Raw genomic sequence first — 16769 nt, 5'->3', positions numbered from 1 at the left:
GGCCCCCCCCCCCGGGGGGGCCGCGCGGGGTCGGCCGGCTCGCTGGGCCCGGGGCGGGGGGCGCCCGGGGGGGGGGCCCCCCCCCCCCGCCCGGGGGCGGGGCCCCCCCCCCCCCCCCCCCCCCCCCCCCCCCCCCGGGGCCACCGTGCCCCAGGGCGAACGCACCTTGGGCGGAAGTGTCTGCCCGGCATGCATCCCCACCTTCACGACAGCAGTCGTTTCCCGCTGCCCGCTCTACGCGGGGCAGCGCCGAGCATTCGGAGTCCCACATGAGCCTCAGCCCCAGAAGCATCCGTCTCCCCATACCCCTCGCCCGCAGGAAGGAGGCCTACGACGATCAGGAACCGTCTGCCCGGACCAGGACCGGCCGATGGCTGGTGGCGAGCGTGCCCTGGTTCGGCCCCTTCGTCGTGGTCGCGGCCTTGATGAAGGTGCTCGCCCTCGCCGTGAGCGGGCCCGGCATCACGGACACGGCGGACCGGATCCTGGCGACCGCCGACTGGACCCACCCCCAGACATGGGCCGCCCTGCTGCTCAAGCTCGGTGCCAGCGGGCTGGGCTTCCTTCCCGTGGCAGTGGCCGGATACCTCGCCTACGGCATGGCTGGCCGACCCGCGCTCATCCCCGGGCTGCTGGGCGGCATGGCGGCCCTGGGCATCCAGGGCGGCGTCCTCGCCGCTCTGGTCGCCGGCCTGACCGCCGGTGCGGCCACCCTGGCCCTGGGCCGGGTCAGTGTCCCGTCGGCGCTGCGCGGAATCGCGTCGACCGTATTGTTTCCGCTGCTCGTGTCGGTGATTGCCGCCGCGGTGCTCTTCGTCGGCCTGGCCGAGGGACTGTTCTCCGTGTCTACCTGGCTCGACGAGAAGCTGGTATGGCTGCAGTTCAACCACACGGTGCTGACCGGAATGGTCCTCGGCCTGGCGGTCTGCTCCGACTTCGGCGGCACGATCAGCAGGACAGCCGTCGCCTTCGGGGTGATGGGTGTGAGCGGTGACGATCCGTCGAAGTTCAGTCCGGCCAACATGACCATGATGGCCGCCGTGATGGCGGCGGGCATGGTTCCGCCGCTCGGGATGGCGCTCGCCACCCTGGTCCGCCGACGGCTCTTCACCAGGGCTGAGCGGACCCACGGACGGGCCGCCTGGTTGTTCGGCCTGACGTCCGTGACCGAGGGCGCCATCCCCTTCGCGCTGGCCGACCCTCTTCGGGTGGTCCCGGCCAGCATGGCCGGTGGAGCCGTCGGTGGTGGCCTGGTCATGGCTTTCGGGGCCGAGGTCTCCGTCCCCTTCGGTGGTTTTCTCGCCTTCGGGCAGATGCGCGTCCCGCTGTTCTTCGCCCTCGCCGTCGTCGCCGGCTCCGTTGTGACCGCTGGGGTGGTGATCGCCCTGAAGAGCCTTCGCCGCGGCGAACCGGGCAAGGCGAGTGTTACACGCGCCAAGAAGGCCAAGGAGCCGAAGAGGGTGTCGAAGGCGTCCGTGGCCGCGTGAAGGGTCCCCGGTAGAACCAGCCCCCGTCACACCCGTCCATGGTTCGCCGTCCACCAGGAAGCGATCTGCGCGCGGCACTCGAAGCCGAGCCTGGCCAGGATGTTCTCAACATGCCCGTCGACCGTGCGCGGAGAGAGGCCGAGGGCGGAGGCTATCTGCCGATTGGTCAGCCCCTTGGCCACCAGCGCGGCGATCTCCAGCCCTCGTCCGGTCAGCGGGCTCGGGTCGGGAGGACCGGCCGGCGGCTCGGATCCGGCGCGCAGAACGTGGGCTCTGGCCGCGTCGGAGTCGGGGTGACCGACGACCTCCGCCAGGTTGCTCTCGTCCAACGTCTTCGTTGAGCAGCACCAGTTGCTGTCCCACACCGCGGACATGATGGACTCGCGCGTCACCAGCGCGCGGATCCTGCTTGTCAGATACTCCAGCAGCGCGTACTGCTTGGGACTCAGTGCCAACTCGACGTCGTCGAGAAAGACCCGGCGGGCACGTCTGTCGACAGCCACCCGGCCGTACGTCTCGCGCGTCGGCCGGTGGCCTTGCCAATCCCGGGAAGGACCGACCGCATGCACGCCGCGCGACGGGGAGAGGACGCCGGGCGCATCGGTTCGGCAGATTCTTCGACGCACCGCTCGTATCCGTGCGACGAGTTCGCGTATGAGAAAGGGTTTCACCAGATAGTCGTCCGCGCCGAGTTCGAGTCCGACGATCCGGTCCGTCGGGGTGCCGCGACCGCTGATCACGATGAGTGGCACGTCACGGTCCCGCAGTTCCCTGCAGACGTCGAGACCGTCGAGGTCCGGCAGGCCCACGTCGAGCAGCACCAGGTCCGGGACCGCCGCGGCGAGCCCGTCCTGCCCCGTGGGTGCCCACGTCAGTTCGAAGCCGTAGCGGGTCAGACCGCGTATCAGGCAGTTCGCGAACTCCGGATCGTCTTCGATGAGCAGTACCTGCACGTGGCTTCTCCCCTGTGGTGCATGGAACGACGGGGTTGGTGACCCCCGCGCTAAAGCTAGGGGGCGTTCGGCGCCGCGCTCCGGCACCGCGGAACCCAATAGGTCATGCTCAGGTACTACCGGAGTACTGGTACTGGTACTACTACCGATACCGGCATCCGGTCGGAGTCGGATGAGTCGCCGAGGCGGAACGTCCTCGGGTTCAGGTGCGGGCATCCGCCTCTGTCGTGCCGTGTGCGTGGAGCATGTCCATCACCCCCATCCGTCAGGAGTTCGATCGCTGGACCGCGCTCGGGCTTGACCCGGTGCAGGAACCAGCGGGTCATGTATCTCTCGATATGCATGCGGCCGAGCTGTTCGGGCAGAAGGTGAAGCTGCCGGAAGTCGCACGGCGGCTGCGGGTGAGCGTGAAGTCGGCCTACCAGTGCAACCAGTTGTGGCGGGACGGCGGTGCTCAGGCTCTGGCCTCCGGCCCGAGCGGGTCGCGGTGCCGCCTGTCCCCACGCTGTCTGGAGAAGCTGACCGCGTATCTCGAGCAGGGCCGGCCGCGCACGGCTGGGTGGAGGACCAGGTGTGGATGGCCGCCCGGGTGGCCACGCTGATCGGCAGGAAGTTCGCGTTGCCCTCGCGCCCGGAGGCGTTGAAGCCGATTCGTACCGCCCGAGCTCGGACAGTTCATGACACCGTCTTTGACCACGGTCGACGTGGACCTCGAGCGAGTCGGCAGCAGGGCCATGACCAAGCTGATCGCGGGACTGAGGGACGAGACACCCGAAGCGAACGAGGACTCCCTGCTCCGGATCATCTGGCGGGAGTCGACGGCCCGGGGCACCTACGACGGAGGGCTCCGGCACCCGGGGATGACGGTGGGCTCGGCCGCCGAAACGCTGGGGCCTGAGGCGAGACGGCCCTCAAGGCTCTCGTACCGGATGTGCGCGTGTCACCGGCTGCCGTCATGCGGGGCTGACCGAGCGCAGCAGGGTTTCACCTGCAGAGGGCGAGTAGTTGAGTACGTTCTTGCCAGGAACGATTCCGTTTCCCGGCGGCCGGCCCCGTGTCCTCCCCGGTGACATGCACGGGGTCCGTCATAGCGGTCACGGCGATCCGGACCTCGGTGTCGGAGGCGGCGTGCTTGAGTGTTCGTTAGGACTTCCTGGACCATCCCGTACACAGCGAGTTGCAGTCCTGCCGGCAGGACGCAGGGTCGCTGAGATCTCCGATTGCAGGGATCGCGCTGCCAGCACCCGCCGCTGTGGCCTCGGCAGCCGCCCTGGCTCCGTCACTGTTGATGTCGGCGAGAACGACGCGGGCTCCCGCGCGGCGAAGAGCAGGCCCCAGTGACGATCACGGACTTGCAGCACCTGGGTACTGCTCTGCTCGTCCGGAAGGTGGCCGGACAGTGTGCCGTACCAGATGCGGCAGCGGCTCTGGCCCTGGTGGGTCCGGTCGTGCGGGAGTTCACCGCGTGCTTCAGAAGGAGGGCGACCAGTACCGGAGGATGAGGCGGCAGCGGCGTATTCGCTTCCCCGGTGCCGTGGGCAGCCGGAATTCCGCGCCTAGCGTGATGGACGGGTTACGCAGACCCACCCAGTTCTCGACACCCGTCCCGTTGTTTCCCAGGTGGGAGTATCGCTGTGGCCACCTTCCTGTACAGAGTCGGCCGGTTCGCCTTCAGGCGACGACGCCTCGTGGTGATGTTGTGGATCGTCGTTCTGGCGGTCGTCGGCATCGGCTCCGCGAGCGTGTCCGGCAAGTCGTCGGACCAGTTCACCATTCCCGGCACTCAGTCGCAGAAGGCGCTGGACCTGCTCGACAAGGAGTTCCCGCAGGCGTCTGCCTCTGGCGCGACCGCCCGCGTCGTCTTCGAGGCGCCCGGAGGGCAGCAGTTGACGTCCGGGGCCAACAAGACCGAGGTCGAGTCGCTGATCGCCGATCTCAAGAAGGCTCCCCAGGTGGCGAACGTCAGCGACCCCTACACCAGTCGTCTGATCAGCCGGGACGGCACCATCACCTACGCCCAGGTGACGTACGAGGTCGCCCAGGCCGAGGTCACCGCCGAGGCGCGTGACGCCCTGCACGCCGTAGCCGACAAGGGCGAGAAGGCGGGCCTCGCGGTGAGCCTGGGCGGAAACGCCGTCAACGAGAAGGAGGGTGCCAACGCCGGCGAGCTGATCGGTCTGGCGGTGGCCGCCGTGGCGCTGGTGATCACTTTCGGCTCACTGCTCGCCGCCGGTCTGCCGCTCCTGACCGCCCTCCTGGGCGTCGTCATCGCGATCCTCTCGATCACCGTCGCGACCGCGATCTGGGACATGGCCTCGTCTGCGTCGACGCTCGCGCTGATGCTCGGTCTGGCGGTCGCCATCGACTACGCCCTGTTCATCGTCTCCCGCTACCGCAGTGAGATCAGGGAGGGTCACGAACCCGAGGACGCCTGCGGCCGAGCCCTGGGGACGGCCGGATCAGCGGTCGTGTTCGCCGGCCTGACCGTGGTGATCGCTCTGGCGGGTCTGAGCGTCGTCGGCATCCGCCTGCTGTCCGACCTGGGCCTGGCCGCGGCGTTCGCCGTCGTCGTGGCCGTAGTCGTCGCGCTGACCCTGCTGCCCGCCGTCCTGGGCTTCGCCGGGACGCGCATCATGAAAGGAAACCTCCAGACCAAGCGCATGCGGGCACTGGACCGCGGCGAGGGCGAGCCGATGGGCGTGCGCTGGGCACAGCTCGTCATCCGCCACCCGTGGCGAGCGCTTCTGGTCTCGGTGGCCGTCCTCGGCGTATTGGCGATCCCGGCGCTGTCGATGCGCTTGGGCATGCCCGACGACAGCACGGCCCCTGTGGGCAGCACTCAGCGGCTCGCCTACGACACGCTGAGCAAGGGATTCGGCCCGGGCTACAACGGTCCGCTCACGGTCGTCGTCGACGCCCGGGACAGCAAGGACCCGAAGGCGGCCGCCGAGGAGACGGCCACCGTGCTGGGCAAACTGCCCGACGTCGTCTCCGTGAGCCCGGCCGTGTTCAACGCATCGGGTGACGTGGCACTGATCCGAGCCGTCCCGAAGAGTTCCCCGAGCAGCAAGGAGACGGTGGACCTGGTCGGCGAGATCCGTGACACCACCGCCCCAGCCGTGCTGAAGGCCGCGGACGCGGAGGTCGTGGTCACTGGTACGACGGCCTTGAACATCGACGTCTCCGACAAACTCGGCGCCGCCCTTGTGCCCTACCTCCTGGTAGTCGTCGGCCTGGCGCTGCTCCTGCTGCTGCTCGTGTTTCGGTCGGTCCTGGTGCCCCTAAAGGCCACGCTGGGCTTCCTGCTCAGCGTGGTGGCGACCCTGGGCGTCCTGGTCGCGGTCTTCCAGTGGGGCTGGCTCAAGGACGTCTTCGGCGTCGACACCACCGCGCCCATCGTAAGCGTGATGCCGATCTTCATGATCGGCGTGGTCTTCGGCCTCGCCATGGACTACCAGGTCTTCCTCGTCACCCGGATGCGGGAGGAGCACGTCCACGGTGCCGAGCCGACCGAAGCGGTCGTGGCCGGCTTCCGGCACGGGGCCCGGGTGGTGACGGCCGCGGCGATCATCATGATCTCTGTCTTCGCCGGATTCCTGCTCGCCGACGCCGCACTGATCAAGTCGATCGGTCTGGGACTCGCATCGGCTGTCCTCTTCGACGCCTTCGTGGTCCGCATGACGATCGTGCCCGCGGTCATGGCCCTACTGGGCCGCCGCGCCTGGGCCCTGCCCCAGTGGCTGGACCGGATCCTGCCCAACGTGGACGTCGAGGGCGAGAAGCTGCGGCACGTCCTGGACGGGCCGACCACCACGACAGGGCCGGGCGGGGAAGTCAGACCGGGAAGCGATCAGGACAGGCCGCTCGCGCCCGCCCGCTGGGGCCGGGACTGACGACCGCGCCGCTTACAGTAGCCCGGCGTATGTGATCCCACGGCAGTGGGAGCCACCCCTTCAGTCGCCGTCCGTCGATCCTTCCTCCCCCAAGGGTCGACGGACGGTCCGCCGGTATCTCGGAGACACACCGTGACCTCAACATCGAAGAACTCCCCGGCCGAACCTTGCACTCTGCTGGGCGGCTCGGGGGACCGCACGGTGGCCCGAGTCCTGACTCTGCTCACCTCGCTGGGCCGGGCGGACCAGGCACATCCCCATGTCAAACGGTGGGGCATGCCGATCCTGTGCGCCGCGCTCGGCCTCCAGCCCCTGATGGACTACCCCGGCCCCGGACCCGCGCTCCCAGTCTCACTGGGCCTGCTGGCCGGAATCACCGTCCCACTGCTGTGGCGCCAGAGCCGTCCTGTCCTGGCGTTCACGATCGTCACGGGGTTCTCCGTGGCGGAGGCCGCCTGCGGTGTGCTGACCAACGCGCACTTCCTCGCCCAGCTGATCATGCTGTACAACCTGGCCCGCTTCGCTGCTCCCCTCGCTCTGGCTGGGGCCGTGTCGGTCGCCGTACCCCAGACGTTGATCACCATCCTCGCCTTCTCCTCCGACGTACAGCTCAAGCGCATCACTACCGCTCTGGCACTGGCCGTCATGCTGACGCTATGCATGCTCGCGATGGCGGGACTGGGGCTGGGGGGCCGGGTGGCGCGCCTGTACATCACCGCTCTGCAGGACCGGGCGGTACAGCTGGAGGTGGAGCGGGACCAGCGCGCCCGGCTCGCGGAAGCGGCGGAACGCGCGCGGATCTCCCGCGAGATGCACGACATCCTCGGGCACACCCTCGCCATCATGGTCGGGCTCGCCGACGGGGCGGCAGGGCTGGCCGAGGCCTCACCCGAACGAGGCGCCGAGACACTGCGGATCATCGCCGATAGCGGGCGGGGTGCCCTTGCGGATCTACGTCGGCTCCTCGGCACCCTCCGCGAGAAGGGCACCGAGTCCTGCGACTCCCGGCTGGCACCTCAGCCCGGCCTTTCCAACCTCGATGCCCTCCTGGAAAGGGTCCGGACTGCCGGCCCCACCGTGACCCTGCACGCCGACGGGGATCTGACCGGCCTGCCCGCGGGACTCCAGCTCACCGTCTACCGCATCGTTCAGGAAGCCCTGACCAACACCCTCAAGCACGCGACCCTCGCCACGACGATCGACGTGGCCGTGGTGGCGACCTTCCACACGGTACGGGTGAGCGTCGAGGACAGCGGGCCCCCGCGCACGCCCCGCCGGCACCCCCGCAACAACGAGGGACAGGGACTGCTCGGCATGCGCGAGCGCGCCCTGCTCTACCAGGGGACCGTGACCACCGGCCCGAACTCCCGGGGCGGCTGGAGCGTCCGAGCAGAACTGCACCTCGTCCCACCCACCGGCACACCTACGCCTACGGAGAAGCACCCGGCATGACCACTGTCCTCATCGTCGACGACCAGGCCCTGCAACGCCTCGGCTTCAGCATGCTCATGGAACAGCACCCCGACTTGACTGTCGTCGGCGAAGCCACGCACGGAGCCGAAGCGGTGCGCATGACGGCCGAACTCCACCCGGACGTCGTCCTGATGGACGTACGCATGCCCGGCATGGACGGCATCGAGGCGACCCGCCGCATCCTCAGCTCCGGTGGCCGTTCCCGTGTGCTGGTCATGACCACCTTCGACCTGGACGAATACGCCTACGACGCGCTGCGCGCGGGAGCCAGCGGCTTCCTCCTCAAGGACGCCCTGCCCGAAGAACTTCTCGCCGGCATCCGCGCGGTCGCGGCTGGGGACGCCGTCATCTCACCGGGGCTGACCCGCAAACTCATCGACGCCTTCACCACGCGCCTGCCCGGCCACACCTCGGAGCAGGCGCGACAGCTGGAAGCTCTCACCGAACGCGAGATCGAGGTTCTCACCGCGGTCGCCACGGGCTGCAGCAACGCCGAGGTCGCTGAACACCTGCACCTGGCCGAGACCACCGTCAAGTCCCACGTCAGCCGTATCCTCGCCAAGATCGGTGCCCGGGACCGGGTCCAGGCGGTCATTTTCGCCTACGACGTGGGGCTCGTACGGCCGGCGTGAGCAACGCGCGAGGTGTGGTTCACGAAGGCGGAAAAGGGCCGTGGTCGCCGGATGCGGCCCTGTGCGAGCGGAGATAAACACAGTGAGTACGCACATAGGGGAGCCCCGAAGAGTCTCTCCCGGACAAGCGCGGAGAAGGCGGCCAAGGCCGGTACACCGAACGCGTCCGGTGATCAGGAGCACGGGCGCGTCCATGAACCGACAGGCATGGTCCGACCGACGCCGGACGAACCCCCGGCACGACCCGCTCCCCGGCATCGCCCGCCGCGTGGCCGTGGGCAGCGCGCTGATCCTCCTCGTCAGCGGCGTGATCTCCGTGACGGTGTGGTTCTGCGTCGCGTTCCAGACCGTCGTGACGCCGGTTCTGCTCGCGCTCCTCGGCTCGGCCCTGCTCGGTCCGCTCTATCGCCGGCTGATCGCGATGCGGATCAACAAGTCCCTTGCCGCCGGGCTGACCTGCGCCGCCGTCGTCGTGGTCATGGGCGGCGCGGCGTACATCGTGGTGACCGCCCTCATCGACACCGGTGACCAGATCATCTCCTCGCTGCGCGAAGCGGCCGGGTCGATCGAGGAGCGGTTCGGCTTGGCGGGGACATCCCTGGACGATCTGGCCGTGAACGCAAAGGACCTGCTGTCGAAGTTCGGGGGCACCGCCGTCAACGGCCTTTTGAGCGGCGTGAGCGTGGTCGTCGAATTGGCCGCAACGGGCACACTCGCGATCCTGCTCATGTTCTTCTTCCTGCGCGACTCCGACCGGGCCGTCGCCGCACTGCACTCGCTCGCCCCACGCGACTCCGGTGAGAGGCTCGAGGTGATAGCCCGTCGCGCTTTCCAGGCGATAGAGGGCTTCATGCGCGGCACCACGCTCGTCGCCTTCATCGACGCCGTCTGCATCACCGTTCCGCTGCTCGTCCTGGGCGTGCCGGGCGCGGTCGGGCTCGGGGCACTGGTGTTCATCGGCGCGTACATCCCCTACCTCGGCGCGCTCCTGTCCGGCGCGGTCGCGGTCCTGGTCGCCTTCGCCGACGGAGGACTCGGGACCGCGCTGTGGGTCCTGGGCGTCGTCTTCGTCGTGCAGCTCCTCGAAGGCAACGTCCTGCAGCCGATGATCCAGAGCCGCACGCTGCAGATGCACCCCGCGGTGATCCTGGTGGCACTCACGGCCGGCGCCTCGGTCGCCGGAGTCCTCGGCATGCTCCTGTCCGTGCCGATGACCGCAGCGGTGTTCGGAGTGCTGTCGGAGCTGCGTGGCCGGTACGAGGAGCCACCGACCGCTGCCAAGGCGCCCCAGACGGAGGCCTTCGACGACTCCCCGCCAGGTGAGGACGAGCCGCCGCGACGCCCGGGACGTCGGTCTCGGCGAGTGGGGGGTGTCGCGGCCACGGGAATGCCGTCACGCCTGCCCCGCAAACTCAAGGGCACAGTACCCGGAGCCTGACCCCCGCACATGAGTGGGGTACCAGCCAGGGAACAGTCGGCTGGTACCCCACTCGTGGATTACGGTCGGGCGTTATGTGATCAGTCGGGGTACACGGCCTGGCGCATGTGCTGGGCCATCAGACCGTAGACGCTTCTGGCTGTCTCGGCGTCGTTCTGGTCGTAGCCGTGGTCGGCACCCGACACGTCGAGGTGGTCGTAGAGCGCCCTGACGCCGCGCAGTCGCTCGGCGTAGCGAGTGCCCTCGGCACGCAGGAGGTCGTGTTCGGGCGTGATGACGAAGGCGGGGGCGATGCCGGTCAGGTCGGCGGTGTCGGACGGATGGGCGGGGGAGACCAGAGGGTCGCCGCGCATCGTCGGGTCCGGTACGTAGGAGGTGTCGAAGATGTCCGCCATCCACGGGCGCAGCAACGGCTTGGCGATGACTGAGTGCTTGTCCCTGGCTTGGGTGACGAGGTCCAGAGGGGGATAGTGCAGGATCTGGAGAGCGATGGAGGGGCCTCCTTTTTCCAGTGCCTGACGGGCCACTGCCGCTGCGAGGGCCCCGCCGGCGCTCTGGCCTCCCACAGTGAGGAGGCTGCCGTCCCAGCCGTGTTCGGCGCCGTGTTCGGCGACCCACTCGACGACCTCGTACGCCTGGCGAGGCGGCGCGGGAAAGGGATGCTGCGGCGCGACGACGTAGTCCACGTTCACCACCACCGCACCCGCCTCGGCCGCGAGGAAACGACATAGCGGATCGTCCAGCTCCACCGGCGGCAGGACGAAGCCCCCACCGTGGAAGTTCACGTGGACCGGTGGCAAAGGCCCGCCGACGGGACGGTCGGGGACGTACACGACAGCGCGGGCCGGGGCGACGGAGGTCGGGATGGTCAGCTCGTGTGTGTTCCGGGGGTACTCCGGATAACGCTTGTGCAGGGAGGACGCAACGTGTCGGTCCCCCAGCAGGGCGTTCAGACGCTGCATCACTTTGGCGGCGGGGGAGGCCAGCGCCGGCCGGGCCAGGAAGGACATGACAGCTCCGTTCGATGGGATGGTGCGCGGGGCTCGCCGCTCGAGAGGCGGTCACTCGCGCAACGCCCTGCTCTGCCGGCCCGCCCGCGGTGCCCTATGGCGTGTCCAGGCTAGTGATCCCTTACGGGACGAACAGCGCCCGAAGAAGCGAAAACGACGGAACCGACTGGTACTTGAGGAGGAGCCGCCCCCTCCGGAAGGACAGGTGGGAGCTACGGTGCTCGGAGTGTGTCCCTTCGGAGGAAGGCGAGCACTACCGTGGTATTAGCCGCCCTCCTGGATTTGGGTTCTCCAGTGCCGCACGTTGTCGAGGTGACGCCTTTAACGTGAAGTGTGGGCCGCGTGATGGCCCCTCCACACTTCTTCCGCGACGAGAACGGATCGCGGGCGTGAGCCGCTCCCTGTCAGCCGCCGTCCGCCGGTCTTTCCCACTCAGGGGTAGCGGACGGTCCGCATGCACCCCTGGAGACGCATCCAGTGACCACCACCTCCTCGAGGGTCCGCCCGGTGGAACCCAGCAGCGTTCTGGGCGGCCCGGAGCATCGCACGGTCGTGCGATTGCTGGCCTGGCTGATATCGATACAGCGGGCCAGCCAAGAGCACCCACGGATCAGGCAGTGGGTGGCGCCACTGGTGTGCACGGCTCTCGGCGTCCCGGGGCTTCTGGACAGCGCCGCCGCGGCCGATCCGGGTTTCCCGGTCGCTCTCATCGTGCTGATCGGGTTCACCGTCCCGCTGCTCGCGCGGGATCGTCATCCCCTCCCGGTCTTCGCCGTCATCACGGTCTTCTCCACGGCGGAGGCTGTTTCCGGAGTTCTCACCTACGCTCATTTTCTCGCGCAACTGATCATTCTGTACAACCTCGCCAGGTTCGCACCGCCGGCCCAGTTGGCCGTCGCCGTCTCAATCACCATTCCCCAGACCATCGTGACGATCATGACGTTCGCCCCGGACAGGCGGATCGAACGGATCGACAGCCCCCTCGCGGTGACCACCGACCTAGTGCTCTGCATCCTCGCCATCGCTGGCCTGGGGCTGGCCGGCCGGGTTGCGCGCTCGTACATCACGGCCCTGGAGGACCAAGCGGTGCGTCTGGAGGTGGAGCGCGACCAGCGGGCCCGCCTCGCAGAGGCCAAGGAGCGGGCCCGCATCTCCCGGGAGATGCACGACATCCTCGGCCACACCCTTGCCGTCGTGGTCGGTCTGGCCGACGGTGCGGCGGGGCTGGCAGAGGCCAAGCCGAAGCAGAGCGCGGAAACCCTGCGGATCATCGCGGACAGCGGGCGTGGCGCCCTGGCCGACCTGCGTCGGCTCCTCACCGGGATTCGCGAGGAGGGACCTCAAGAGACGCCCTTCCGCCCCCAGCCGGGTGTCGGCGATCTCGACGCTCTGCTGGAACGGATCCGTGCGGCCGGTCCCGACGCCGACCTCCATACGGCCGGTGACCTCACCGCCCTGCCCGCAGGACTGCAACTCGCCCTGTACCGCATAGTCCAGGAAGCTCTGACGAACACCCTTAAATACGCCGCCTCCGACACCTCGGTCCGTGTCTCCTTGATCGCGGAGCAGGATGCCGTACACGTCACCGTCGAGGACACGGGTCCGCCCGCCACGGAACGGGGTCATTCCTGGGAAGGCGGTGGGCATGGGCTTCTCGGCATGCGTGAACGCGCTGCGCTCTACCAGGGGACGGTCGCCGCCGGTCCGAACTCCGCCGGCGGCTGGAGCGTTCGCGCCGTACTGCTTCCGACGCCGCCGGTGAATGCGGGCCTGGACGCACACCAGGCATGATGCTTGGGCGGCTCGGCGGCACGAGCGCCTGATGTCCTTGTGCCTCGGTCGGTTTGGGTGGTCAGAACATCCGCATGCCCGCCCAACCGTGGACGCCCACATCCACGCGCTTCTGCGCCACCTGGAGGAGGCCGGCTTCCGCTGCGCGCCACGCCCCTTGAGATTCGACGACGAGGCCGCGAGGTCCTCACCTGCATCGACGGCGACGCCGGACCATCGGCCCGGGAGACAGTCGTGTCCGACGACGGACCGCGGGCGTTCGACTGCTGCGCGACGCCACGACGCGTGCGCGGACCTATCTCCCCCGTCCGGGGCACCGGGGTCCGGGGGCGGTGCCGGACTCGGTGACGAAGACGTCGTCTGCCTTAGGGCTTCGGCTCGTCGAGGACAACGGTTGCGGACTTGCCGCCGAGTTCCAGAGCGACCGGCCGCAGCAGGTGCCCACAGGTCTCGCCGATGACCCGCCCCGCAGACGTGGAGCCAGTGAAGGCAGCAGCGACCTTGTCCACGCCCGGGTGGACACGAGGTACGCACCAGCCCCGCGTCCGGCCGGCACGATGTTGATCACGCCGGATCTGGCGGGCGCCCTGTCGGCGGCGGCGCGGCCGCCAGCCGTGGTGCTGGTCGACCTGGGTGGTCATGGTGAGGCACCTTTCGTTCCGTACCAGACCCCAGTTCGGGGCCGGCCGCGGGCTCAGGAACAGAAGTCGGCGAGGGCCCAGCGAAACTGACGAACCGTCATGCAAGATCGAGATTAAAGCTGAATGTCCCGCAGTCGAGGAAGGTCAGACCACACCGCCGCCGTATAGCGCGGGTCGAAGATCGCGTGGTACCCGCCGGTGTGCCAGAAAAGTACGGGGCCCTCGAATGTTTTCTTGCGGGCCATATCGATGATTGCCGCGACCGCTTTCGCTGTGTACACCGGGTCAACCACGATTCCCTCGAGCCGCGCCATGAGGTCGATGGCCTCCGTGACGCCCGAGGCGGGCTGTCCGTAGCCTTCCCCCAAGTAGTCCTCAGTCAACTCGATGTCGGAGGCAGTGATGCGAATGGTGGGCGCGATGAGATCGGCTGCCTCGTTCGCGAGCCGGAGGTAGTTCCCCGGTACGTCGTCATACACCTCTCCCGCGACGACGACGCCGATGATGCGGGTCGACTTCTGACGGAGCGCCCGCCCCAGTGCAAGTCCCGCGTGCGTGCTTCCCGCCGAGCTGGCGTGCACGATCGTACTGAATGTCGCACCTTGCGCATCCATCTGCTCTTCAGCTTCGATGTAGGCGCGCGCAAAGCTCGCCGCACCACGGCCGGTTGCCGAGCCGATGGGCAGTCGGTAGACCCGCTCGCCAGCAGCCTCTAGCTCCCGGACGATATCCTCGGTCAGCCGAGCGAGTTCTACCCAGGAAGTGTCGCCGACAAGACGGAGATCAGCGCCGAAGAGGGCATCGAGGAGAAGATTGCCCACAGGCTCTTTCGGCTCATCGTGGCAGAGCACGAGAGTGCACTTCATTCCGATCGCAGCTGCCGCAGCGGCAGCTGCACGAGTGGCGTTGGAATGGCGAGAGCCTTCGGTCACGATGTGCGTGGCTCCCAGCGCGCGTGCGTGCGCGAGCTCCGTCTCAAGCTTGCGCACCTTGTTCCCTGCGAGGCCCACCGAGCCCAGGTCGTCGCGCTTGGACCAGACTTCCACGCCGAGCTCGTCGCTCAGCCGAGGCAAGAGATGCACGGGCGAGGTGAACCCCCGGAGGTCGATACGCGGCAAGTCGGTGTGCTCATTTGCTGTGGTCATGCTCACAGAACTTAGACAGGTCAGTTCGGATGCACAACTGCATCGCATTTGACCGTGCAGATGCACAACATGGGATCTGCTCCGCAGGGTATTGTGTGCCGTATGCATAACCTTGATGCGGTTGATGCCCGGATACTGCTCGCCCTGGATAATGCACCCGAAGCCTCACTGATCGAGATCGCCGCCCGGCTGGGGGTGTCGCGGAACACGGTGCACGCGCGCCTGAAGAGGCTCCGCGACGGTGGGGCGCTGGGCACACCCAGCGCCCCACTCTCCCCAGCAGCAATCGGCCGGCCCCTACTCGCCTTCGTGACTCTGTCCGTGTCGCAGCAGCAGATCGACTCGGTATATGCGGCGATTGGCGCCATTCCAGAGGTCATCGAAGCGCACACCACAACGGGAGATGCAGATCTCATGCTCCGTGTGGTCGCGCGCGACACTGTTGATTTGCACCGGATCACGCAGGGCATTCAGTTGGCGCCCGGCGTGCAACGCAGCAGCACCTCGATTGCGACGACCGAGGTCATCCCCCACCGAATGTCTCTTCTCCTACATCGACTGGCAGAGAACGATTCGTGACGAGCTTCGAAGACGCATTGAGAAGTTTTGGTCCTGACTTCGCAGGCCAGGGGGCTGGTGTGCGCCTGTGGTGAGGTACTCGTGCCAGTCAAGGATGTGATCTTCTTCGGGGGATCGTCTGTCACCAGTAGATTTCGGTGTTCGCGAGGACGAGCAGGGCCCGCAGGAGGGTGGTGACGTGCCGGGAGTTTGGCCGGGAAGCGCCAGGACTTCTGGTTCGCGAAGCCGTGCTCGACGGCGGCGCGTTCGCGGTTGAGTAGGCGGTTCGCTTCCTTCTCCGCGTCGGTGAGGTGGTGATTGCGGGTGGTGATGATCACTGGAGCGTCGGAATCGTCGGTTCTGACCTGCTCCCGCAGAGAGCGCAGTTGGGCCGCGCACCTCCCGCATGCCAGCGTCCGCCGGTGCGAGGTCGTGGTCGACGAGCCCTGGTTCGCCGCGGTGGGCGTGCCCAGGAGGGCGATGAGGTACCCGCCAGGCAGGGCAATAACGCTGTTGGCGCGAGCGAGGGCCGGGGTACTGCTCCTCGCTCGGCGGCAGGGCCAGTGAGATCTGGCAGCTCATCCTGGCCAGCTTTCGTCGCCACCGGCGTGGCCTTCGCCTGCGGGGCGCTGCCCACGCTGATCATGCGGGCGGTGCCCGCGTCCGAGACAGCTGCCGCCAACAGCCTGACTGAGCGTTTGGTCCGCCGCGACCCCGCCACCAGAGGATTCACCATCCTGCCGAGGAGGTGGACCGTCGAGAGAACGCTGGGTTGGCTGATGAACCACCGCCGCCTGGCCCGCGACTACGAGACCCTGACTGTCCGTTCCGAAGCCATGATCCACCTCGCCATGACCGACCTCATGGCGCGCCGCCTCACGGCCGAATCCACCCCGAGCTGGCGCAGCACCTAGAAACCTCAACAATCAGGGCATCCAGGGACCAAACAACGGAACGAAACGCCGTTTAAACCCTGAATCAGTGGTCAGGGACCGTTAGTTCAAGAATGGATGCTTTGCACGCATGTTTGGGGAACGGTCACCGTGACTGTTCCCCAAACGGGAGCTGCTGAGGCTGGCGTGACCCGAGGGAAAAAAGCAGTGAACGCTGTGGCGGTGGGGCCACCACCGCCACCCGGAGTGCTCCGAAGAGTCCGGCTGTGATCAATCAGGGTCGAGCGACCGACTACTTCAGCCCGGAAGGCTTTCCGAAGTAAATTTGGCTGCGGTTGAACTGGAACCAGTAGTTTATGTTACTGCTGGTGTCCTTCGGTACATCCACACCGCCCAGCGAGTCCGAACATGCAGAGTCAGCGAACGCGTTGATCCGGCCTGAGACATCACCGCGGAACTGGGTTTCTTTCCACTGGTCAGCCTGTACCGCGATGCAAATATAATTGCCAGCGGGATTATTCACGCCTATGCTCCCGACGCCTGCGGGCGCCTTGACCTGAAGCTTACCCTGTGCGGTCCCTCCGGCTTGGTGAAGCGGAATTCCGGGCCGTGCTTGGGCGGCCGGCCGGTGACGCCATGCATCCTCGGCGGCTTCGGCAGGCGCATGACTCGGTCGGAGCGGACCCGGCCGACTATCTCGACGGGCAGGTCGCGCAGGACCCAGGCCAGGCGGGTGACGTCGTAGCTGGCGTCGCTGACGATCACGATGGCCGGGGCCCCGGCTTGCCAATCGGCGTCGGTGCCGCCGTCCTCGCTCTCGTTCGTCCTTCATCCCGTGTCAGCAGCCGCCGGCCG

General features: G+C 67.9%; 13 protein-coding genes and 2 pseudogenes. 9 read left to right on the top strand and 6 right to left on the bottom strand.

The annotated features are described in order from the left end of the window. Window positions 1-269: 269 nt before the first annotated feature. The gene (locus tag ACIBTS_RS46670) at window positions 270-1487 is read left to right on the top strand and encodes a fructose-specific PTS transporter subunit EIIC (RefSeq protein ID WP_399327652.1); all 1218 of its coding nucleotides are present in this window, start codon (window positions 270-272) and stop codon (window positions 1485-1487) included. A gap of 26 nt (window positions 1488-1513) precedes the next feature. On the opposite strand, the gene ACIBTS_RS46665 is transcribed toward ACIBTS_RS46670, so the two are convergent. Beyond that, window positions 1514-2440 (bottom strand): response regulator, encoded by a 927-nt coding sequence (locus ACIBTS_RS46665; RefSeq protein WP_399327650.1) that lies wholly within the window; start codon window positions 2438-2440, stop codon window positions 1514-1516. Between the two features lie 677 nt (window positions 2441-3117). Here ACIBTS_RS46665 and ACIBTS_RS46660 point away from each other — a divergent pair. From ACIBTS_RS46660 to ACIBTS_RS46640, 5 genes are all read left to right on the top strand, one after another. Further along, the gene (locus tag ACIBTS_RS46660; RefSeq protein WP_399327648.1) at window positions 3118-3510 is read left to right on the top strand and encodes a substrate-binding domain-containing protein; all 393 of its coding nucleotides are present in this window, start codon (window positions 3118-3120) and stop codon (window positions 3508-3510) included. A 564-nt stretch (window positions 3511-4074) separates the two neighbouring features. After that, the gene (locus tag ACIBTS_RS46655) at window positions 4075-6333 is read left to right on the top strand and encodes an MMPL family transporter (RefSeq protein WP_399327646.1); all 2259 of its coding nucleotides are present in this window, start codon (window positions 4075-4077) and stop codon (window positions 6331-6333) included. A gap of 132 nt (window positions 6334-6465) precedes the next feature. Next, entirely contained in the window at window positions 6466-7785 is a 1320-nt protein-coding gene (locus ACIBTS_RS46650; protein ID WP_399327644.1) for a sensor histidine kinase, read from the top strand. Continuing rightward, window positions 7782-8438 (top strand): response regulator, encoded by a 657-nt coding sequence (locus ACIBTS_RS46645; RefSeq protein WP_399327642.1) that lies wholly within the window; start codon window positions 7782-7784, stop codon window positions 8436-8438. The genes ACIBTS_RS46650 and ACIBTS_RS46645 overlap by 4 nt, the downstream gene beginning before the upstream one ends. Window positions 8439-8631: 193 nt before the next feature. Next, window positions 8632-9876 carry an AI-2E family transporter gene (locus ACIBTS_RS46640; RefSeq protein WP_399327640.1) on the top strand — a complete coding sequence of 415 codons (1245 nt, stop codon included), beginning with the start codon at window positions 8632-8634 and terminating at the stop codon, window positions 9874-9876. 80 nt (window positions 9877-9956) lie between these two features. On the opposite strand, the gene ACIBTS_RS46635 is transcribed toward ACIBTS_RS46640, so the two are convergent. After that, window positions 9957-10886 (bottom strand): alpha/beta hydrolase fold domain-containing protein, encoded by a 930-nt coding sequence (locus tag ACIBTS_RS46635; RefSeq protein ID WP_399327638.1) that lies wholly within the window; start codon window positions 10884-10886, stop codon window positions 9957-9959. 507 nt (window positions 10887-11393) lie between these two features. Between ACIBTS_RS46635 and ACIBTS_RS46630 the strand changes: the two genes are divergently transcribed. Next, window positions 11394-12677, top strand: coding sequence for a sensor histidine kinase (locus ACIBTS_RS46630; RefSeq protein ID WP_399327636.1), 1284 nt, complete (start codon window positions 11394-11396; stop codon window positions 12675-12677). A 365-nt stretch (window positions 12678-13042) separates the two neighbouring features. Here the strand turns inward: ACIBTS_RS46630 and ACIBTS_RS46625 are convergent, their stop codons facing one another. Both ACIBTS_RS46625 and ACIBTS_RS46620 read right to left on the bottom strand, forming a co-directional pair. After that, complete coding sequence (locus ACIBTS_RS46625; RefSeq protein ID WP_399327634.1) at window positions 13043-13318, bottom strand: aldehyde dehydrogenase family protein; 276 nt, start codon at window positions 13316-13318, stop codon at window positions 13043-13045. A gap of 113 nt (window positions 13319-13431) precedes the next feature. Continuing rightward, window positions 13432-14463, bottom strand: coding sequence for a 1-aminocyclopropane-1-carboxylate deaminase/D-cysteine desulfhydrase (locus ACIBTS_RS46620; protein ID WP_399327632.1), 1032 nt, complete (start codon window positions 14461-14463; stop codon window positions 13432-13434). 60 nt (window positions 14464-14523) lie between these two features. Between ACIBTS_RS46620 and ACIBTS_RS46615 the strand changes: the two genes are divergently transcribed. Together ACIBTS_RS46615 and ACIBTS_RS46610 are read left to right on the top strand one after the other, a co-directional pair. Then, complete coding sequence (locus tag ACIBTS_RS46615; protein WP_399327658.1) at window positions 14524-15042, top strand: Lrp/AsnC family transcriptional regulator; 519 nt, start codon at window positions 14524-14526, stop codon at window positions 15040-15042. 677 nt (window positions 15043-15719) lie between these two features. Continuing rightward, window positions 15720-15935: pseudogene (locus ACIBTS_RS46610) on the top strand (transposase); the annotation flags it as partial. 271 nt (window positions 15936-16206) lie between these two features. Here ACIBTS_RS46610 and ACIBTS_RS46605 read toward each other — a convergent pair. Both ACIBTS_RS46605 and ACIBTS_RS46600 read right to left on the bottom strand, forming a co-directional pair. Then, window positions 16207-16437, bottom strand: coding sequence for a hypothetical protein (locus tag ACIBTS_RS46605; RefSeq protein WP_399327630.1), 231 nt, complete (start codon window positions 16435-16437; stop codon window positions 16207-16209). Window positions 16438-16493: 56 nt separating this feature from the next. Further along, a pseudogene (locus tag ACIBTS_RS46600) lies at window positions 16494-16703 on the bottom strand (transposase); the annotation flags it as partial. Between the last annotated feature and the right edge of the window lie 66 nt (window positions 16704-16769).

The sequence above is a fragment of the Streptomyces sp. NPDC050121 genome, assembly GCF_044460385.1.
GTDB classification, from domain to species: Bacteria; Actinomycetota; Actinomycetes; order Streptomycetales; family Streptomycetaceae; genus Streptomyces; species Streptomyces soliscabiei.
The sequence above is the reverse complement of the archived record's forward strand: the minus strand, read 5'-3'. Positions and strand labels throughout refer to the sequence as shown.